This is a genomic window from Paenibacillus sophorae (assembly GCF_018966525.1).
Taxonomy (GTDB): Bacteria; Bacillota; Bacilli; order Paenibacillales; family Paenibacillaceae; genus Paenibacillus_AQ; species Paenibacillus_AQ sophorae.
Genome location: NZ_CP076607.1, coordinates 5,584,826 through 5,603,944, shown reverse-complemented (window position 1 = coordinate 5,603,944; position 19,119 = coordinate 5,584,826). Strand labels below are relative to the sequence as shown.

The 19,119-nt window shown below is 55.4% G+C and carries 24 protein-coding genes; 17 read left to right on the top strand and 7 right to left on the bottom strand.

Annotated features, from left to right (window positions below):
* Window positions 1-65 precede the first annotated feature (65 nt).
* Together KP014_RS27210 and KP014_RS27205 are read right to left on the bottom strand one after the other, a co-directional pair.
* Window positions 66-398 carry a DUF5665 domain-containing protein gene (locus tag KP014_RS27210; protein WP_036589638.1) on the bottom strand — a complete coding sequence of 111 codons (333 nt, stop codon included), beginning with the start codon at window positions 396-398 and terminating at the stop codon, window positions 66-68.
* Between the two features lie 144 nt (window positions 399-542).
* Window positions 543-1,034 carry a YtxH domain-containing protein gene (locus KP014_RS27205; RefSeq protein WP_036589635.1) on the bottom strand — a complete coding sequence of 164 codons (492 nt, stop codon included), beginning with the start codon at window positions 1,032-1,034 and terminating at the stop codon, window positions 543-545.
* A gap of 590 nt (window positions 1,035-1,624) precedes the next feature.
* Between KP014_RS27205 and KP014_RS27200 the strand changes: the two genes are divergently transcribed.
* The gene (locus tag KP014_RS27200; protein WP_036589632.1) at window positions 1,625-2,626 is read left to right on the top strand and encodes an asparaginase; all 1,002 of its coding nucleotides are present in this window, start codon (window positions 1,625-1,627) and stop codon (window positions 2,624-2,626) included.
* An 89-nt stretch (window positions 2,627-2,715) separates the two neighbouring features.
* Here the strand turns inward: KP014_RS27200 and KP014_RS27195 are convergent, their stop codons facing one another.
* Window positions 2,716-2,937 (bottom strand): DUF1128 domain-containing protein, encoded by a 222-nt coding sequence (locus tag KP014_RS27195; RefSeq protein ID WP_036589629.1) that lies wholly within the window; start codon window positions 2,935-2,937, stop codon window positions 2,716-2,718.
* A gap of 180 nt (window positions 2,938-3,117) precedes the next feature.
* On the opposite strand from KP014_RS27195, the gene yyaC reads away from it, so the two are divergent.
* Both yyaC and KP014_RS27185 read left to right on the top strand, forming a co-directional pair.
* A complete protein-coding gene (gene yyaC / locus KP014_RS27190) occupies window positions 3,118-3,648 on the top strand; it encodes a spore protease YyaC (protein ID WP_036589627.1) in 531 nt (176 codons plus the stop codon).
* Window positions 3,649-3,741: 93 nt separating this feature from the next.
* Window positions 3,742-4,533: an alpha/beta fold hydrolase gene (locus KP014_RS27185; RefSeq protein WP_036589625.1), complete on the top strand. Its 792-nt coding sequence runs from the start codon at window positions 3,742-3,744 to the stop codon at window positions 4,531-4,533.
* Between the two features lie 62 nt (window positions 4,534-4,595).
* On the opposite strand, the gene KP014_RS27180 is transcribed toward KP014_RS27185, so the two are convergent.
* Window positions 4,596-5,867: an MFS transporter gene (locus KP014_RS27180; RefSeq protein WP_036589665.1), complete on the bottom strand. Its 1,272-nt coding sequence runs from the start codon at window positions 5,865-5,867 to the stop codon at window positions 4,596-4,598.
* The gene (locus KP014_RS27175; protein WP_051499425.1) at window positions 5,857-6,381 is read right to left on the bottom strand and encodes an ArsR/SmtB family transcription factor; all 525 of its coding nucleotides are present in this window, start codon (window positions 6,379-6,381) and stop codon (window positions 5,857-5,859) included. The genes KP014_RS27180 and KP014_RS27175 overlap by 11 nt, the downstream gene beginning before the upstream one ends.
* A gap of 348 nt (window positions 6,382-6,729) precedes the next feature.
* Here KP014_RS27175 and KP014_RS27170 point away from each other — a divergent pair, with 348 nt between their 5' ends.
* The 4 genes from KP014_RS27170 to KP014_RS27155 all read left to right on the top strand — a co-directional run bounded on the left by KP014_RS27170 (window position 6,730) and on the right by KP014_RS27155 (window position 12,369).
* Complete coding sequence (locus KP014_RS27170) at window positions 6,730-7,404, top strand: DUF6483 family protein (RefSeq protein ID WP_036589623.1); 675 nt, start codon at window positions 6,730-6,732, stop codon at window positions 7,402-7,404.
* A complete protein-coding gene (locus KP014_RS27165; RefSeq protein WP_036589621.1) occupies window positions 7,401-8,207 on the top strand; it encodes a PhzF family phenazine biosynthesis protein in 807 nt (268 codons plus the stop codon). The genes KP014_RS27170 and KP014_RS27165 overlap by 4 nt, the downstream gene beginning before the upstream one ends.
* A gap of 82 nt (window positions 8,208-8,289) precedes the next feature.
* Window positions 8,290-9,477, top strand: a complete 1,188-nt coding sequence (locus tag KP014_RS27160; RefSeq protein ID WP_036589661.1) for a class I SAM-dependent methyltransferase — start codon at window positions 8,290-8,292, stop codon at window positions 9,475-9,477.
* A 318-nt stretch (window positions 9,478-9,795) separates the two neighbouring features.
* Window positions 9,796-12,369, top strand: a complete 2,574-nt coding sequence (locus KP014_RS27155) for an O-antigen ligase family protein (protein ID WP_090834469.1) — start codon at window positions 9,796-9,798, stop codon at window positions 12,367-12,369.
* Here the strand turns inward: KP014_RS27155 and KP014_RS27150 are convergent.
* Both KP014_RS27150 and KP014_RS27145 read right to left on the bottom strand, forming a co-directional pair.
* Window positions 12,348-13,001 (bottom strand): SdpI family protein, encoded by a 654-nt coding sequence (locus KP014_RS27150; protein WP_036597091.1) that lies wholly within the window; start codon window positions 12,999-13,001, stop codon window positions 12,348-12,350. The genes KP014_RS27155 and KP014_RS27150 overlap by 22 nt on opposite strands.
* A gap of 12 nt (window positions 13,002-13,013) precedes the next feature.
* Entirely contained in the window at window positions 13,014-13,352 is a 339-nt protein-coding gene (locus KP014_RS27145; RefSeq protein WP_051500217.1) for an autorepressor SdpR family transcription factor, read from the bottom strand.
* A gap of 235 nt (window positions 13,353-13,587) precedes the next feature.
* On the opposite strand from KP014_RS27145, the gene uptA reads away from it, so the two are divergent.
* From uptA to KP014_RS27095, 10 genes are all read left to right on the top strand, one after another.
* Complete coding sequence (gene uptA, locus KP014_RS27140) at window positions 13,588-14,205, top strand: undecaprenyl phosphate transporter UptA (protein WP_036597093.1); 618 nt, start codon at window positions 13,588-13,590, stop codon at window positions 14,203-14,205.
* Window positions 14,202-14,768, top strand: a complete 567-nt coding sequence (locus tag KP014_RS27135) for a thioredoxin family protein (RefSeq protein ID WP_036597095.1) — start codon at window positions 14,202-14,204, stop codon at window positions 14,766-14,768. The genes uptA and KP014_RS27135 overlap by 4 nt, the downstream gene beginning before the upstream one ends.
* A 4-nt stretch (window positions 14,769-14,772) precedes the next feature.
* On the top strand, window positions 14,773-15,399 hold the full coding sequence (locus KP014_RS27130; RefSeq protein WP_036597097.1) for an MBL fold metallo-hydrolase: 627 nt from the start codon (window positions 14,773-14,775) through the stop codon (window positions 15,397-15,399).
* A gap of 212 nt (window positions 15,400-15,611) precedes the next feature.
* Window positions 15,612-15,914, top strand: coding sequence for a hypothetical protein (locus KP014_RS27125; RefSeq protein WP_036597098.1), 303 nt, complete (start codon window positions 15,612-15,614; stop codon window positions 15,912-15,914).
* 78 nt (window positions 15,915-15,992) lie between these two features.
* Window positions 15,993-16,529, top strand: a complete 537-nt coding sequence (gene sigY, locus KP014_RS27120) for an RNA polymerase sigma factor SigY (protein ID WP_036597100.1) — start codon at window positions 15,993-15,995, stop codon at window positions 16,527-16,529.
* On the top strand, window positions 16,516-16,923 hold the full coding sequence (locus tag KP014_RS27115; RefSeq protein ID WP_036597102.1) for a YxlC family protein: 408 nt from the start codon (window positions 16,516-16,518) through the stop codon (window positions 16,921-16,923). The genes sigY and KP014_RS27115 overlap by 14 nt, the downstream gene beginning before the upstream one ends.
* The gene (locus tag KP014_RS27110) at window positions 16,920-17,162 is read left to right on the top strand and encodes a hypothetical protein (RefSeq protein WP_036597104.1); all 243 of its coding nucleotides are present in this window, start codon (window positions 16,920-16,922) and stop codon (window positions 17,160-17,162) included. Before KP014_RS27115 ends, KP014_RS27110 begins: the two co-directional genes overlap by 4 nt.
* Window positions 17,163-17,184: 22 nt before the next feature.
* The gene (locus KP014_RS27105) at window positions 17,185-17,373 is read left to right on the top strand and encodes a PLD nuclease N-terminal domain-containing protein (protein ID WP_036597106.1); all 189 of its coding nucleotides are present in this window, start codon (window positions 17,185-17,187) and stop codon (window positions 17,371-17,373) included.
* Window positions 17,373-18,293, top strand: a complete 921-nt coding sequence (locus KP014_RS27100) for an ABC transporter ATP-binding protein (RefSeq protein WP_036597108.1) — start codon at window positions 17,373-17,375, stop codon at window positions 18,291-18,293. Before KP014_RS27105 ends, KP014_RS27100 begins: the two co-directional genes overlap by 1 nt.
* Entirely contained in the window at window positions 18,290-19,072 is a 783-nt protein-coding gene (locus tag KP014_RS27095) for an ABC transporter permease subunit (RefSeq protein WP_036597110.1), read from the top strand. The genes KP014_RS27100 and KP014_RS27095 overlap by 4 nt, the downstream gene beginning before the upstream one ends.
* The last annotated feature ends 47 nt before the right edge of the window (window positions 19,073-19,119 follow it).

The window sequence follows — 19,119 nt, the reverse complement described above, 5'->3', positions numbered from 1 at the left end:
CTCTTTAAAATAGGATAGGGCATGGAACCGCTGGAGCGGAACCATGCCCTTTATTTGGCGTGCCCTTAACTGTTGGCGTCAATGTACTTTTTGATTTCGGCGAGATACTCGCCGATGACCGGCACGTTAATAAACAGACTGACGATATAACCCAGTATGCCCAGCACAATGAATGTACCTAGAGACAGACCGAGCCCCCGGGAAATGCCGGCCATGAGATTGGTAATGATCCGCTTCTTGGGGTCTGTATAATTCTCCAGTATATCCTTGAACTCTGATTTCTCCAGTGAGTCGGCGATTTGGTCCAGCCGGGCATTCAGCCGCTTCACTTCATGGCGGAGTTCGAACGGGTGATCGTCCACTTCGTAGTTTCTTGTCTTTTCTGTCGGATTTCCCATAAAGTCCTCCTGCTTTCTTATAGCTGACGGGCCTTGGCTGCTCTGGGAATCAGGCATCATGCATACCGGCAGCCAGCTGATTGCAGCTGGCTGCCGGCTGGAGGAAGAATAGAGCTTAAATCAACCACGCTGTGAGTAAGCCGCTTAATAGCCAGCTTTGACCTCATCCGAAGCGTTCTTTGCTTCTTCGGAGATGTCCTTGGAAGCATCCTTAACGTCATCGCTTACCTCTGTGGAAGCCGTGCTGACCGTATCAGAGACTTTCTTTCCGGTTTCCTGCAAGGTAGCGGCAATTTCCTGCTTGCTGTCGCTGACGGTTGTCCTAATGTCGGATGCTTTGGACGATACGGTACTAGCCAAATCGGAAACCTTGCTGGATACGGTACCGGCCAAATCGGCCACTTTTCCACCGACTGCCGTAGCAAGAGATTTCGTCTTATCGGTAACCGTACCGGAGAATTCTTTTGTCTTGTCGGTAGCTATGCTCAGTTTGCCAGAGAGGTCGCTGCGCATCTCGCGTCCCGGTTTGGGTGCGAAGAGAAGGGCCGCAGCCGCACCGATCAGACCGCCAATAAGAAGACCTTTCGCGAAGGTTGTTCCGCTTTGCACAGGATATTCCAGTTCTTCTTTACTCATCACAATCACTCCTCAGGTAGAATAATCTGAATCCAAAGTCAGGCGGCGCGTCGTATTAGTCTGGGACCAGGCCCAGCAGGAATATGAATAGCACGGTACCGATCATTGCCGAAAGTGATGGCGAGATTGCCAGGTAACGGGGCCAAAGCTGCCGAAGTAAGTATGCTCCCAGCCAAGTACCGATAAATCCGGCAATCATCGAACCGGGATTCCGCCGGGTATATCGCCTACGGCTTTGTATCACCTATAATACCGATGACGACTGCCATCAAGATACTAACGATGATTCCCCGCTTACGAGCGCCTCCTTCGTTTGGAAGTCGGTATTACGATGAATTCATCTTAACTTCTTACTTCGTATATAAACTTTGACGTATGCCCTGAAACAGCAAGGATGTATGGGAAAGACTGGTGGAGCATAGCTGCCGAAAGAGACGAGCGGATGTGAAAGTATAGAGTAAATCGTCTTTTTTGACCCTTTACAAAAGACATCACTTGATTGCTAGATTATATAGTTCTTTCAAAATTAGATAGTTCAAACAGTTTCAATAATATAGGAAAAAACACATAGAGATAAGGGAGAGAGCAACATGGAGACGGTTTTGGTAAAGGAGTATCGGGCCAATCTGATGGAATGCGCCCACAACGGGCATATTGCCATGGTGGGGGAGAATGGAGTGTTAAAAGGATATGCGGGGGACCCCGGCTTTGTTTCCTTTACCCGTTCTTCGGCGAAGCCTCTGCAGGCGATTCCGGGCATTCGCGGCGGAATTATGGATAAATACGGTCTGAGTGCAGATGAAATCGCCCTTATGACCGCTTCGCACCGCGGGGAGAGCTATCACCTTCAGGCCTTGGAGAGCATCGCAGCCAAAACGGGTGTAACGGAAAGCTGCATGATCTGCGCTTCCAGCTATCCGCTTGACGAAGGAAGCCGCGAGGAGGCAATCCGCGGCAATGGCAAGCGAAAGCTGTACCATAACTGCTCTGGCAAGCATCTGGGGCTGCTGTCTTACAGTAAATCTAGGGCACTGCCGCTGGAAGGATACGCTCAGCCGGAGCATCCGGTTCAGCGGGAGATTCTCCAGACGGTCGCCTATATGGCGGGCCTGGCGCAAAAGGATATCAGCCTGGGAACGGACGGCTGCGGATTGCCAGTGTTCGCGCTCCCTTTGACCGGATTGGCCCATGCCTATTTGAAGCTGGCCTGTCCAGAGCTGATCGAAGATAAGGCGACGAGAGAAGCGGTAAAGGTCATCACATCGGCCATGCATGCCCATCCGGAGATGGTTGCTGGACACGGACGGCTGGACTCCCTGCTGCTGGAAGACGAGAATATCGTGTCCAAAGGCGGCTTCAAGGGCGTGTACTGCTTCGGGCTGCGGAATGAACGTCTCGGGTTTGCCTTTAAGATACTGGACGGCTCCGAAGAAGAATGGGGTCTGATTGTACGCGGCATTCTGGAGCAGATCGGATATTCGAACCGGTCGACGTTAAGTAAGCTTGCGGCGGCTTTCACGGGCTATATCGAGAATGATGAAGGAACGCGTGTCGGTCATGCGGAGACGGTATTCAAACTGGAGTTAATCTGATTGTTCCGAGCACAAGACACAGGCCCCTCCCGTCGAACCTCATTTTCACGGATCGATGGCGAGGGGCCTGTTCACTAGGGGGGCAGTTATTATTTCCGTAAGCGCCCCAGTTCTGAGACGAGAGCCTCCACCTGTGAGATACTGAGTCTGTCGCTATCCATAACGACTTCGTAAATATCCCGGATGTCTTCATACTTCTCCAGCGAGAAGGCGGAGGACTGCATGGCGGCGGCGCTGGCCATTTTCAGTTTGGTCTTGATGCTTTCGATCATATATTCCACATTACTTTGGGTCGGGGTCGATAGATCCATTAAGTTCACGTTCATCCTTTCTGCGCGTTAATCTATGTATTTTACCATGCTTAACGCTGCGGACACCATATTTTGTCGCCGAAATTGATTTATTGTAGAATGTATTGAAAAAGCGGTATCCGCTAGAGCGGTGACAGCAGTCTGCTTCACAAGTACACGATCAAAGGGGGAAAGCAGGGCATGGCAATCAGGGAACAGGGGCAGGGAGGCGGAAAGCGAAAGCTGGATGCCGGCGGCCTGACTGCTTTCTTTCGCGAAATCAGAGGGCTGCATAAGCCGGAAAAGATTACCTTCCTCTGCATCGGCACCGACCGTTCCACTGGAGACTCGCTGGGGCCGTTGACGGGAAGCCAACTGCTGGAATACGGATTTCCCCATGTGATCGGCACGCTTCCGTCCCCTTGCGATGCGAATAATCTGACGAAAAGGATGATCGAAATTCCTTCCGGGCATATCGTGATCGCCGTCGATGCCTGCCTCGGTCCGCACGCGGCCGTAGGTTATTATTTTGCCTCCATGGAACCGCTGCACCCGGCCAAATCCGTAGGACTGGCTCTGCCCGCAGTAGGGCATTACAGCCTTGCCGCCGTCGTTGATGCAAACGGACCGAAGCCGTACCGTACGCTTCAGACAACGCCGCTGAACCGTGTGATGGGCATGGCGGGAACCATTGCGACCGCAGCGGCCGCAGGATTCGGGCTGTCCCGCTGAATACGTTTCAATTACACTCGTTTGGCTTAAATAATTACTACCCAATTAGGTAGATAATTGGGTGATTATTTAAGAAGAAAGAAGGAGGCTGTCATGGAAACAGTGCGTCGTGAAGGAGTTCACATTAGTTACAGCGATCAAGGGCAGGGTGAAGTTATTGTTCTGCTTCACGGTTTCTGCGGCAGCGCGGAATACTGGGAGAAGGTTATCCCGATTTTGAGCGGAAGCTACCGCGTCATTGCGCCCGACCTGCGGGGGCATGGTTCTTCCGATGCGCCGCTTGGCGCCTATACGATTGAACAAATGGCCGATGACGTACTTTCGCTGCTGGACGCTCTTGACATTCCAAAGGTTACGCTGCTGGGCCATTCATTGGGCGGGTATATTACACTTTCGTTCGCTCAGCGTTATGCCTCGCGCCTGAATGCCTTCGGACTGATTCATTCCACAGCCTACCCGGACAGCAACGAGGCGAAGGAGAAGCGGCTTAAGGCGGTTGCTGCGATCCAATCGCAAGGAATCACCGACTTTGTGGATGGATTCGTACCCGGACTGTTCGCGCCGGAGACGGCGAAGTCCTCGCCAGAGCTGCTCCAGCGGGCGCGGGAAATCGGCTTTAAGACACCGCCCCAAGGAGCGATTGGAGCCGCCCTGGCCATGCGGGAGCGTCCCGACCGGCGCGATGTGATAACCGCCAGCGAGCTGCCGGTGCTGCTTGTGGCAGGGGAAAAGGACGGTCTTGTACCGGTGGAGAGGACCTTTACCTCGGACAAGCGGAACGCAACGAAGGCGGTCATTTCCGGCGCCGGCCATATGAGTCTGTTTGAAGAGCCGGAGCAGCTTGCCGATGCGATCAAGGATTTTGCCGCTGTCCTGGTAAGATGACGGCTGTCGTTTAAAAAGAGGGCGAGCGGCCCTCTTTTTTTGTTATGCTGCTTATTTTTTTGTTATTGAAACCGACGGATGGAGGGAATGCAGAGCACTAGAAGAATGGCGGATATGCCGAGCCCGGCGAAAATGGCAATGGTCGCGATCCCTCCGATCCAATCGGCCGTCCAGCCCACAACGATATAACCGACCGGCAGCAGCGCGAAGGAACCCATCATATCCAGACTCGCCACGCGTCCGAACGCCTCCTGAGGCACCAGGTCCTGCAGGCTGATTTCCCAGATCATCGAAAAGAGCATGATACCGAAGCCCTCCAGGGCAAATAAGGCGATGGCGGCTCCGGCGGTAGGCGCAAAGCTGAGCGAGAGCAGCGCCAGTCCGCTGATCAGAGCTCCGCCGTAAGCGATAAGTCCTCTGTTTTTCCATTCGCCCCTCATTCCCAGCAGCAGGCCTGCGACGATGGCCCCCATCCCCGAGAAGGTTACGGCAAGCCCATACAGATAAGGTTCCCAGTCGTGATGCACTTTGAACAGCCAGGGGATCAGCACACTTGTTACACCGGTGAAGCAGATGTTGATGAAACAAAAGGCCAGTATAGTAATCCACAGCCACGGGTGGCTGCGCAGAATCGCGATCCCTTCCTTGAAGTCTTCCTTCCAGTGGACAGAACGCTGAACGGATATTTCCCTGGCTTGGGACCGGCTTCCCAGCGCCTTACGGAGATACAGCAGGCAGACCATGGAGATCAGGTAAGTGAACGCGTCGATACCGAAGCCGAAGCCCGCCGACCAATGCGTAATGAGCAGCCCGCCAAGCGCGGGGCCGACCAGGCGGACCGCCTGGGTTGTTATCTGGGACAAGGAATTGGCGGCGATACGGATGTCGGGCGTGAACACGGAAGCGCGGACTGCGGCATAAGCGGGCTGGAATAGGCCGTCCAGCATACCGTACCCTCCGATCAGCACGAGCAGAAGAGGGATGCTCAGCAGATTCGTAAGCGCGAGGACAGCCGTTGCCGCCATAATCAGAAACCGCAGAATATCCGCCAGCAGCATGATTCTGACCCGGTCAACCCTGTCAACAATATGTCCGGCGAAAGGGAGCATCAGCACATTGGGCAGCATATACACAGCCATGACAATGCCCATGGTGGTCGTGGACCCCGTCAGTGAATAAACGAGCACGGGCAGAATGACCATCGTGATCGAGCTGCCCAGGAAAGAAACGAGATGGCCGAGCCATAAGAAAGGAAAAGCCCGTGACTGTGAAAAAGGCGCCGCAAACCTCCGCAGCGGGCTGATCCTCGTCTGTTCGGAGGTTTCAAGGGGCATCATGCCGCTCACCTCCATTGCTGTCCCCCGAGTCGGTAGGATGGAGCAGCCTTCCGATAATCATCTCAACCCCATATTCTTCGCCGTGGGTTGCCTTCGCCTCCCATTCGCCGATCAGCTTCATCACATCCTGCCGAAAAAGGGTCAATTCTTCCGCCGACAAGCTGAGTCTTGTTGTGAAATGCAGGGCGGTATCCTCCTTGCGGAACCCGAATCCGCTGAAGTTCGGCGAACGGAACCAGGTTGCTTTGGAGCGGTAGAATTTCTGCATAATCCCGCCGGCGGCTTCTGTCCGCACAAGCTCCAGCAGACCGCCTTCGAACAGCTTCTGAATGTGGTAATGAACATTTCCGGGCGTCTTGCCCAGTCTTTCCGCCACCTGCTTCGAGGTTAGCGGGTCGCCTGCGAGCGCGTGCATAATCTTAATCCGCAGCGCGCTCTGCAGCAGCTTCTCCTGTTCATCGGAGATGGGCAAGAGGGTGCCCTCCCGTTTGCTGACATCTGAGTCGTTCATAGGCTCTAACCTCCTGTTGTACAAATGGCTTCTAAAATAATTGCTGATCGGGCCTTTCATTGTGTTGATTAATTTTGGCATAACAATCTAATTTGGCATGAAAATCTAAATTGAAATAAAAAAACTAATTCGTAGTACGATCTGTAATATAGATCGATCTTGATTACAGATTAATATGAGACGATCCGGTATGTCAATCTTTGAATTCGCAAGAGACTTTCAGGGCATTCGATTGCAACTGCCAATAGAGAGGACTTCGCTTCCGGCCCAGGGAGCACGGTGGAATTGCGCAGGGGAATCGTTTAAGATAAGGCGTGTGAAGCTATGCTATGGAGGGAGGCGAGACGGATGTTCCGTAGAGATTACATCGTCCGGATGATCGAGGATATGACGGCGATGGTTGCCAAGGTATTCGTTCTGAAACAGGAGCGTAAGACCACGGAAGCGTTATGGGAGGTTGACGAGCTGCTGAATAAGCATTTCAGACTGAACTCCCGCTTGCTGAATTCGCTGTCCGTAGAGGATATTATCGAAATGTTCCGCCTCGGCGGAGGATTAGAAAGCGACAAGCTTCAGGGGATGGCCCGTCTGCTATATGAGGAAGGAACTATCTATGCGGCGGCGGATCAGATCCCCGAGGCGCTGCCGCGGATGATGAAGGCGCTGCATCTGTATCTGTATGCCGCGCTTCACGGCGCGGACCGCGAGCTTCTGGGCTTGCCGAAGGAGATTGACGATTGCCTAAAGGATGTGGAAGCGTACCGTCTTCCGGCGAAGACTGAGCGGCTTCTCATGTCCTACATGGAATCCATGGGCCGGTATGGAAAGGCGGAGGATTCGCTGTACCGTTTGATGGAGCAGGGTGAACGGGTCGCGAAGGAAGGCGAGGAGCTGTATGACCGGCTGCTTGACAAAGATCCCGGCGAGCTGGAGCAGGGAAATCTTCCTCTGGAAGAAGTGCGACAGGGATGGCAGGAATGGCTGAAGCTGAATAGACAGACGAAGGAGACAGGTGCCCAATGAGCGTTCCCATTTATATCGTCGATGCTTTTACCGAGCATGCCTTTGCGGGCAATCCGGCTGCGGTATGCCTGCTGGAGCAGCCCGCCTCCGAAGAATTCATGTCGCAGACGGCAGCGGAAATGAATCTGTCGGAAACGGCATTTTTGTGGCCGGAGAACGGAGGTTACCGGCTGCGCTGGTTTACGCCGGCTGCCGAGGTGAAGCTGTGCGGACACGCCACGCTCGCCAGCGCCCATACACTGTGGGAGACCGGACGCCTTCCACGTGATAAGCGGGCGGAATTCCACACCCTGAGCGGCGTGCTTACGGCGGAGCGGGACGGGGACGGGATAACGCTTTGTTTCCCGGCATATGATCTTGTCCCGGCGGAGCCGTTACCAGGGCTGGCTGCTGCGCTGGGAGCGGAAGAGGCGGACATTGAGGAAGTGTTTTTCTATGCCGATAACGCGCTTGTCCGCCTCCGCGATGAATCTGTGCTTAGAAACTTAAGTCCGGATTTTGCCGCACTGAAGAGCCTGTCTCCCCGCGCCGTTGCGATAACCGCCGAAGGCGGCGGGGAGGGTGTCGACTTTGTCTCCCGTTTCTTTGCGCCCAGTATTGGCGTGAACGAAGACCCTGTGACCGGCTCCGCGCATACGGCTCTGGCCCCTTTTTGGGCGGACAAGCTGAAGCGCCGGGAACTGACCGCTTACCAGGCATCCCGCCGCGGCGGCACACTCCGGCTAAAGATAAGCGAAGATAAGGTCTTCCTGTCCGGACATGCGGTGACGGTTGTCAGCGGATTGTTTCATGCCCGGCCCTAGCGGGGAATCCAAAGAGATCAAGCCGTCAGACGCGAAGATGCTCCTGGCACCATTTTATAAACTTTGAAAGCGGGTTGTGATTGTGGAATCCCTGAATACACTGATAGAACGCATTATCGAAGGCCGCTCCCTGATTTCGGGAACCCTGAGTCAGCTGCGCAAAAAGGAAGGCTCATCTTATACCAAGGTGGGCATCAAGCCCGTGCAGCTAAAAAATGGGCTGCATTACCAGTTTGCTTATTATACCGGCACCCAGGTGGAGCATAGGAATATCCCCGCCGAATCCGCGGCGGAAGAGCTGGGAACGCTGCTGGGCGATATCTTCCGGCAGGGACTGCTCAGCACGGAGGAAGCGGATTACCAGGTGCTGATCAGCAAGAAGCAAAAAGCAACGATCCTGACCAAACCGCCGACGAAAAAAGCGGCCGCCGACCTCTCCCATAACCGGCGTAAACAGTATGTGCTGGAGGAGGGCGAGCCGGTGCCGTTTCTCATTGAGCTTGGCATAATGAACGACAGCGGAAAGGTGCATGCCAAGAAATATGATAAGTTCCGCCAGATCAACCGGTTCCTTGAGATGGTGGAGGATGTGCTGCCTTCTCTCCCGGCGGGCAGGCCGCTGACGATCGTTGACTTTGGCTGCGGCAAATCGTATCTGACGTTTGCGCTGTATCACTATTTGGCTGTTCGGGAAAAGCGGGAGCTGAACATTGTCGGACTTGATCTCAAAGCCGATGTCATTGCCCACTGCGGCGCTCTTGCGGACAAGCTGGGATATGACAAGCTCCGTTTTCTTGTTGGCGACATCGCCGAGTACAACGAGTTGGACCGGGTCGATATGGTCGTCACGCTGCATGCCTGCGATACCGCGACCGATGCCGCGCTGGAAAAAGCGGTGCGCTGGGGCGCCTCGGTTATCCTGTCGGTGCCCTGCTGCCAGCATGAGCTGTTCGCCCAGATCGAGAATGAAATCATGGAGCCGCTGCTGTCGCACGGCATTCTCAAGGAGCGCTTCTCCGCCCTGGCGACCGACGCGATCCGGGCCAAGCTGCTGGACCTGATGGGCTACCGCACCCAACTGCTCGAATTTATCGACATGGAGCATACGCCCAAAAATATTTTGATTCGCGCAGTCAAAAGCGGCAGCGGCGACAGCGATGTAAAATGGCGCGAATATACGGCATTTCGCGATTTTTTGGGAGCGAAGCCTTATCTGGAGCGCGTGTGCGCCGACCTGCTCCCGGGGGGAGCCGTATCGAAGATCAATTAATAATCGCCGAAGAATAATATACGCCGATATCGGTGACGAAACGGGCAGCCTTCTGAATAGGAGACTGCCCGTTTTTGCTGTTTCATGCTCTATTGCCGCTGAAGAGAGGATGCTGCAGGTAGTGAAGGCAGGAGAGATAACACATGTGAATGTGGGGAGAGGAGGGTAGGGAGATCGAACAAATGGCTGGTGAAGCAGAAGGAGGAAATTAGTCGATTCGCAGCGCTTTACCGCCCCGTTCGGTGCTTGAGAGCTATGTGTTTCCCTGAGGAAAAAACCGGAAACAATAATGCTAATCACAATTCGGGGGACTGAGCGATGCGAATGAGCGGTGGGTACAGAGGGTGGGCTGCGAAGTTACAGTTGGCGGATATATACGCGGCAATGGCTGTGGGGCTTGCTTCTGCCGCCTGTCTGAAGCAGGGACTGTTTTTCTCCGAGGATTGGTACCCCATTTTGACTATCTGGTTCTTGCTGTGCGGAGCCGCTGCGGCAATCCGGCTTCAAGGGGGCGTTGAGCGACTGTCAGGAGGACTCGGGTATGCTGGCAGGGCGCAGATGATGGAGTGTAGTCTGGCAGGAGATTCAGAACGAGGAGAGGAGAGCAAATCTGCAGGAAAAAGGAGCCGGGTTCAGATGGTTATGCTGGGCGGCCCTATCGTACTGGCCGCATTATATGCCGTCGCCTGGCTGAGAGGACCCCTATCCGCGCAAGGAACCATGAATGAACTGCTGCGCTGGAGCGGCTGCGGCAGCTTCGCGATACTGGCCTGGAAGGCCGCGTCCGGCGCCAATGCAGGCCGGATGCTCTCGGCAGTCTGGCACGCGGTGGGCATGCTCCTATGTCTGAGCGGGCTGCTGTCCTTTTGTGGGGCGCTCCCGATCCCGTATGCGGTGTTTCAAAGTGCCTCGCCCGAAATCAGCGCCTCAGGCGCAAGGCTTGGAGGGCTGCTTCAGTATCCGAACGCCTTCGGCGCGGTGATGGCTGTATTTCTGCTGGAGCGTCTGTTCGCGGCAGCTCAAAGATATGCTGATGAGAGTGGCGGGCGGCACGGCCGGAAGGGCAAAGATGCAGGCAGCGCGAGTTATAGCAGAGAGGGCAATGCGCCGGGGACGGCGCATGCGGAGCCTTTCGGCCGCTGCGTCCCGGCCAAAGGGCTCCTGAGCGGCGAACTGCTGCACCTCGCGCCGCTGTTCCCCTACGCCGCCGCGCTGCTGCTCAGCGAGTCGCGCGGCGCGTGGCTCGCGGCGGCCTGCGCTGCCGCCGCCGCACTGTCCCTGCAGCGGCGGCTTGCCCTGCCGCTGCTCGCCGCTGGCGCCGCCCCCCTCGCGGCGGCGGCGCTGCTCTACCGCGGGCTGGCCGCCCTGCCCGCGGCTCCGCTGCCCGGCCTGCCGCTGCTGGCCGGGCTCTGGGCCGGCGCGCTGGCCGCCGGCCTGTGGCTGGGCCGCCGCGCGCAGCACGCGGCCGGCCGGGGACGCGCCGCCGCGCTTACGCTGGCGGCGCTGGCCTGGACGGCGGGCGGAGCCGCCGTCCTGATGCTCGTGCGCGCGCGGGGGACGGGACCGTCCTCGACGGTCGCCGCGCGCGGACTGATGTACCGCGACGCCCTGCGGTTCGCGGCGGAGGCGCCCTGGCTGGGCCGGGGCGGGGAGACGTGGCGCAGCGCCTATCTCGCTGTCCAGTCCCGCCCCTATGTGGGCAGCCAGGTGCACAGCGGATACCTCGATCTCCTCCTGAACGTCGGAGTGATCGGAGCAGCGGCCGCCGCCATAAGCCTTGCGGCGGCGGGGTGGCTGATCAAGACCCACGCGCGGCGGCTCTTGCCTCCTTTTCTGGTCATCGTCCTGCACGGCGCCGTTGATTTCGATTGGAGCTACGGCCTGTTCTGGCTGCTGCTGTTCTGGCTGCCCGCTCTGGCCCGAGCCGAATCCGCCAGGGCCGGAAGTCTTTCGGGTCGGCGTACATCCGCATGGAGATTGCCTGCAAAGATTCTGCCTGTGGAGCGTACGCTCATACTGATTCCGAAGCATATGCTTACAGATCACTTATCTAGGTTTTCAACCATAGAGCGTATGCCTACTGATCACTTATCCAGCTTTTCAACTTTAGAGCATTTGCCTGCAGATCACCTATCCAGGTTTTCGTCCCCGAAGCGAATGCACCCGATTCCTGCATCTGCCGGGCACTCGCCCGCCGGGGGCGGGCGGAGAAAGAAGTCCCTTAACCTGTACCCGCTTCCCCGAAGGCTGTTTGCCGCCGGAGCCTGCTGTCTACTGCTTACGCTCAGCCTGCTGTCTTTCCGGGCATACCAGGGAGAAGCGCTGTACCGCGCTGCGGCATCGGCCCGCCAGCCGCAGGAGGCGCTTGCGCTGCTGGAACGGTCGCTTGCCTGGAACCCGCTGTCTCCGAAGAGCGTCGTGGCGCTCGCTTCTTTTTATGAGCCGAAGCGGAAGAAGGAGATATTAATGAGCGGTCTGCATTATTCGCCGATGAACCCTACATTAAACTGGGCAATGGCCGAAGCCGTCTCGGAGGAAGGGCCTCCGGGTGAAGCCTTATACTGGCTGCGCCGCAGCCAGCAGCTTGACGTCTTTAATTACGTTAAACGGACAGAAGCCGTAAGACGAATGCTGACGATGGGTGAGCGCTATCTAGCGGAGGGAGACGGGGGAGAAGCGCTGCGCTGCGCGGAAGCGGGGCGGGAACTGCTAAGGCAGTATTTTTTGCTTGCGGCTGGAACAGCGGAAACGACTTGGCATAACGACCGGAATTTCCGGTTTACAGCCGAAGCCCGCTCCCTTCATGAACGAGTGGAAGCCCTGAGGCGGGAGGCCTCAGGGCTAAGGGGACAACGCAGGGTGGCCGAAGCCTATGCTTTTAAACGGCGGTAATCCGCCCATGAATATACATACGGGAATACGACGGCAAGCAGAAGAGCGGCGATCATGGTAAAGGCAAACCATTTTCCCGGAAGAAATGCGCTAATGATAATAATGACGCCCGCTGCTAACCAGAGCACTCCGGTGAGACGATGGGTCCGTCGCCACACTTCGGGGCTGGCCAGTGTCCAGGGCGTCTTCACGCCGAGGAAGTAGTTGTCCTTAACCTGCGGCATATAATTGCCGATGACAATAAAGGCCGCTCCGAGCACGGCGATTGCAATTCTGGAGGTGGGCAAGGAGACGCCAAGCCCGTATAATACGGAAGCGGCAAGCGCGGAGTCGAAGATCAGGGATATGGCCAGACGGATCATCGCATAAGCATTCTCGAATTTGGCGTAGCGTTCTTTTTTCGGATCAAGGGGACGCGTAATCTGCATCAACACCGGCAGCAGAACCCCAAGCCCGCCAAACAGCAAAATTGCCGAGCCCTTACTCTGAAATCCGTCGAATTCTCCCGATATACCGATATGGGACGGGAGCTGCGCGGGCAGCCGGTGATAGTTGACCAGCGCGAAGCCGACCGTAAGCAGACCCACCGCAACGGCAAAAGTGTCCTGCCATTTCCACTTGAAATCTTTCATCGTTTAATCCTCCTAAGATCGGGTGGAAGATTCATCTTCCGGTTTTGCAGATTTTGAATTTCCCCGCTTTGTCTGTTTCCCATTTTTGCCCTGGACGCCGTCTGTCAACTCGAGCAGCCAGCCGAGCACCTCTTCCAGAACGGTGGTATTGAGCGTGTACCGGATGAACTGTCCCTGCCGCTCGTCCTGTACGAGTCCCGCATGCTTGAGGGCGTTCAGGTGATGGGAAATGCTCGGTTTGGACATGTTGAAAAATTCAGCGATTTCCCCGGCGGTTCGATCCTTGTCGCGCAGCAGGCGGATGATTTGCCGGCGTGTGGGGTCGGCCAGTGCTTTAAAGGATTCGTTCATCGTTTTCAATACCCTTTCGATATTTAGATAATTGCTTAAATGTATAATAATTGGTACCGCTCTGCTTTGTCAATCGTTTCCAGCCCTTTCGCCGCCAAACTAGAAGTCGTAAGCATCCCTATGCTAGAATAAGCTAATAGAAACCTACTGCAAAGACAAGGGTGCGAGCGGGGTCCGGGATTGTACATAGGGCGCACGGATAGCATTCCGAAAGTAACGGGAGGAGGAACGAAAGTTGCATGTCATTTCTGATCTGGTCTCGCAGCTGTTCGAATGGATTCAGAGTCTGGGTTACTTCGGTATTATGATTGGACTTATGATTGAAGTCATCCCTAGCGAAATCGTCCTGGCCTACGGCGGTTATTTGGTTCATTTGGGAGAGATTAATTTCTTCGGGGCCGTTCTGTTCGGTACGATAGGCGGGGTTATAGCGCAGATTTTCGTGTATTGGATTGGACGTTACGGAGGCAGGCCGGTGCTGGAACGGTACGGCAAATACATTTTAATCAAAAAGCATCATATCGACCATGCGGAAGCCTGGTTTGAGAAGTACGGCACTGGCGTTATTTTTACAGCGCGGTTTATACCGGTGGTTCGGCACGCCATTTCCGTCCCTGCGGGAATTTCCCGCATGCCGCTCTGGCGGTTCATTATGCTCACAACGCTGGCCGTCATCCCCTGGAGCGTATTGTTTGTTTATCTAGGCATGAGCCTGGGTGAAAATTGGAAGAATATTGACGAAAAAGCCGCTGCGTATACGCATGAAATCATCATCGGCGCCATTGCGCTTATCGTCGTTTATTTTCTGTTCAAGTGGCTCCAATCCAAAAAGAAAAGAGGTAATGCGGCATGAAGCGAAATCTTGCTTCCAAATACGGACAAGGCCTGACTCCCCGTCAATTTGTGGAGGACATGACCAAGAACCAGCAGGCGTTTGAATCATGGTATGAAGCTTTTTCCTGGCAGGACGAGAGCGACCAGGAGTTTTTTGAAAGCCTTAACCACCGCGACGATCTGCGCTCGCTGATTTTGGCCGCCGACTGGTGCGGCGACGTCGTCCGCAATGTGCCTGCGGTATTCCGGATTATGGAAACGGCTGGAATCAAGACGGAAGTGCTTATTCTGGAGGATAATCAGGATGTGATGGACGATTATCTGACTATGGGCGGACGCGCTGTGCCGATTGTCATTATTGCGGATACGGGCGGGCATGTTCTGGGACATTGGGGTCCGCGCCCGCAGCATGTGCAGAAGCTCATGAACGATTTTAAAAGAGAGAATCCGGACCGCGAGGCTTCGGACTACGAAGGCAAAATCGCGGAGGTCCGCAAGGCGATGGGCCAAGCCTACGGGGAAGGAACGGAATATCAGGCAGTGATCGCCAAGGAACTGCGCGAACTGATTTCCGGGTTTTAATGCGATGCTGAACATTCGGAATTTTAGTCTCGGTCCTTTGCAGACCAATGCCTATTTGCTGACGGGAGCGGACGCCGCCAAAGGCATTATTATCGACCCGGGCATGAACCCGGCCCCGCTATTGCGGGCCATTCAGGACATGGAGATCGAAGCGATCCTGCTGACGCATGCGCATTTTGACCATATCGCCGGTGTTGACGAAATTCGCAAGCTGAAGAACTGCCCGGTTTATCTTCATGCCTTGGAGAGCGATTGGCTGACAAGCGCCAAGCTGAACGGCTCGCTTCTATGGCCGAACGTATCGCCGCCTATTACGACGGATCCCGCCGAGTTCGATCTGGACGAGGGACAAACGCTTGAGCTGATAGGGAATACATTCCGGGTCTTTCACACCCCGGGGCATTCTCCGGGAAGCGTAAGCTTTTTGTGCGGAAACGACTTGTTCGCCGGTGATGTGCTCTTCCGGCTGGGTGTCGGGCGGACCGACCTGCCTGGCGGAAGAGAGCGCGATCTGCTGGATTCCATTCAGGGCAAGCTGTTCAAGCTGGATGACGATGTCACTGTATATCCGGGACACGGCCCGCGCACGAGGATCGGCTTTGAGCGGGCGAACAATCCTTATGTGTCTTGACAGAAGATAACGGTGATCGACAAAAAGCGAGAAATAGGCTGGACAAAAGGATACAAACTTGCTACAATCACGTTAATTAAATGTAACATTTACCTAAGCGAAGCACGCAGACTGTGGAATCATCCCGGTTTGCGTTCTTTTTTTGTCTTGGTTCTTGAACAGACGCCGTCAGGCGTTTCTTCTTAGGTAAAGGGTGAACGGAGGAGCTTTTGTTGAAGAGCGGGATACGCTATCTTCTCGATTACGGGGAGTACTACGATATACTCGAATTTGCCGGCGATGAAGAAAAAATGGATAACGGTGAGGGTAAGCATGCAGCGTCAAACGGGCAGGACGGCATCCGGGAAGAAGGGGCAGCCTATGATGACTCTGCGGATGACGGCTCTGCTTCACATAACGATAAATCCGTTTCGCAGATGCCAACTATCCCTTTATTCTGGAGCTTCCCGAGGGGAAGAGGAGTAAGGCAGCCCTGGCGGAGCAGGCTGTGGGAGCACCAGAGAGATCAATTATAATTTTTTCATAAAGCCTTTGAACGATTCGTACGGACCAAACGTATTACATATGAGAAAAAATAAACGGCGGGAGAACCGATGAGCGACGAGGAATCTCAAATCATCCGCAAGGCGCAGCGCGGTGACCGTCTTGCGCTGGCGCAGCTGCTTCAGCATCATTATGCCTTTATTTATAAGTATTTGCTGAAGTTGACGATGGACCCAGCGCTGGCGGAAGATGTCACCCAGGATACGATAGTCAGATGTATGGAAAAGATCGCGTTATACAACGGCTCGTCCTCTTTTTCTTCCTGGATGATTACGATAGCGACCCGGCTGTATATCGACAGGATGAGGCGGCGCAACCGGGAAGAAGAATGGATTCGGCGTGAGCAGGGTATCCGGTCGATCCGCTGGCGGTTCGAAGCCCAAGGCGAAGAGTGGAGCGATGTGCTGGATGCCCTGTCCCGTGTTCCCTTGCCGCAGCGGATAGCGCTTTTGCTCAAGCATTATTACGGTTACAGCTACGGGGAAATAGGCAGGATTTTGGGAATTCCCGAGGGGACGGCCAAGTCGCGCGCGGCGTATGGGCTGCGGCAGCTGCGAGAGGAGTTGAAAGAGGATGACGAAGGATAATACCGGACTGGACAGCGGCAGTAAATGGGGAGAAGCGTCTGACAAGGACGGCCAGACAAAAGCGGCGGAGGAACGCGCATCCTCGGAATTTGCGCTGCCGGAGCTTATAGCGGGATTGGAACGGCTGGACCGCGCATATGCCAAGGAAGCTGCACCGCCTTCGCTTGGCGAGCTTCAGGCCCAGCTTATTGCCGCAGCCGAAAGACATAGGCGCCGCATGCTGAAGGAATGGCTATTGTTCTGGCTTGTCTCCCTGGTTCTTTTGGGGTTCTCGCTGTTGGCGATTACTTCTGCGCCGCCAGTGTACTGGATGGTTCAGGGGCTTATTCCCATCGCAGGAATTATTGCGCTCATAATGCGTCTCGGACGGAAAGGGCGCGGTGAACGGGAATGAAAGAGCATTCCAATCTGCCGCTTTGGGCTTGGGCCGTACTTGCCGTGCTGCTGATGACCCAGGGCGCGCTGTTGTTCCGTGCCGCTCGCGACCTCGGGAGATGGCGCTGGTTCTGGGGATTATGGGGGATGACAACGTTTCCGCTGCCGACGATTCTCTACTTGCTGTTTGTTGTGTTTCCCGAACGCCGCCGGAAACAGAGAGAAATCGCGGAACAGGACAATAAGATCAGAAAATAAACTCCAAGGGTGGAATGCGTAAATGAAGACAATCGATCTGTCATTATTGTGGCCGCTCTTTGCGCTGCAGGCACTGCTGGCCGTGATCGGACTTGTCTCACTGTCCAGGGCGCGCAGTGTGCGCGGACCGAAATGGATGTGGGTATTCATTATTCTGCTTGGTAATCTGCTTGGCAGCCTAGCCTATTTTACGATAGGGAGGAAAGAATAATGCCGCCGCTGCTTCAAGTTTCGGGGCTTCACAAGGTTTTTCACGGGCAGCCTTGCGTGGACGGAATCAGCTTTGATATGGAGTCGGGACGCTGCGTCGCGCTGCTCGGACCTAATGGCGCCGGCAAGACGACCACGCTGCGCATGCTCGCGGGTCTAATGAACCCGAGCCGGGGCAGTATTTTGTTCGAAGGGAAACCGATTGGGGATAGTTACCGCAGGCAGATTGGCTATCTTCCCCAATCCCCTTCTTTCTATAATTGGATGACGGGAGAAGAGTATATCCTTCTTGCCTCAAAGCTCAGCGGCATGGGCAGGAAGGAGTCTGCCGGCCGTGCCGCCGCTGTGCTTGAGCGGATGGGGCTTCAAGACGCTGCAAGGCGCCGGATCGGAGGCTACTCCGGGGGCATGAAGCAGCGTTTAGGGCTTGCGCAGGCGCTCGTCCACGCTCCGCGTCTGCTGCTGCTGGATGAGCCGGTATCGGCGCTTGATCCCATCGGCCGCCGCGAGATTATGGAACTGCTGCGGGAGATCGGCAAGGAGACGAGCGTGATTTTTTCTACACATGTGCTGCATGATGCCGAAGAGGTTTGCGACGACATTATTATGATGAGCCGGGGAAGGATTGCCGAGCACGGAACGCTGTCTTCCCTTAGAGCTAAGTATAACCGGCCGGTTATTACCCTGCGGGTGGAAGAACAGAAGGAAGCCTTGCAGTGGCTGGAGACATTGAGCACCCGTTCTTTCATCCTTGAGAGACGCATGGAAGTTGACGGTACTGTACTTCTAAAGGTCCAGGACATGGAGTCGGCAAGGTCTGTGATTCTCCGGGAAGCGGCGGAACGCGGAATCCCGCTGCTGCGTTTCGAAGCAGGTTCTTTGTCGCTGGAGGATGTATTTATGGAGGCGGTGGGAGGATGAGAAGCGCTTGGATTTTTTACCGGAAAGAAATGCTGGAGATGATCCGCAGCTATAAGGTACTGTGGATACCGGTCGTGTTCATTATCCTTGGCATCATGCAGCCGATTTCGACCTACTATATGCCAGAGATTCTGAAAATGTCAGGTGACGTGCCACAGGGGTTGCTGGAATTGTATAAGATGCCGGTAGCGGGGGAAGTCATGGCTAAGTCGATCGGGCAGTATGGCACAGTCGGACTGCTGGTGCTCGCGCTTTCGGCGATGAACAGCTTTGCCGGCGAGCGGGAGGGAGGAACCGCGGAACTGGTGCTGGCCAGACCGCTGACTCCACTTACAGCCGCATCCGCCAAATGGCTGGCGCAGATGACCCTGCTCGCGCTGTCTTTGGGGCTGGGCGCCGCATGTGCAGGCTATTATACCGTTCAATTAATCGGCGGCCTCTCCTGGAGCGCAGTGCTGGCCGCATCAGCGCTGTATGGATTATGGCTCCTATGCGCGGTCTCGCTTACGCTTCTATTCAGCGCCTGCCTTCGCGCTCCGGCCGCTGCCTTTCTGTCACTCGCAGCGGCCGCGGGTTTGGCGCTGCTGCATACGCTGCTTCCCCGGCCGCTCCACTGGTCGCCCGCCGCTCTGCCGCAGCTGTCCGCAGAGGCGCTTATGCAGCAGGGGAACGCTGCGTCTGCTTGGGTTTTTCCGGTACTGTCGGGCATAGTGCTGATTGTTCTTTGCTTTTTGGGCGCTTCGCTTCTCTTTGGCCGTAATAAACTGCCTCGATTTTAGACCCCGGCTATAAAATGTAACAACTTTTTTTCAATTTCATATTTTTG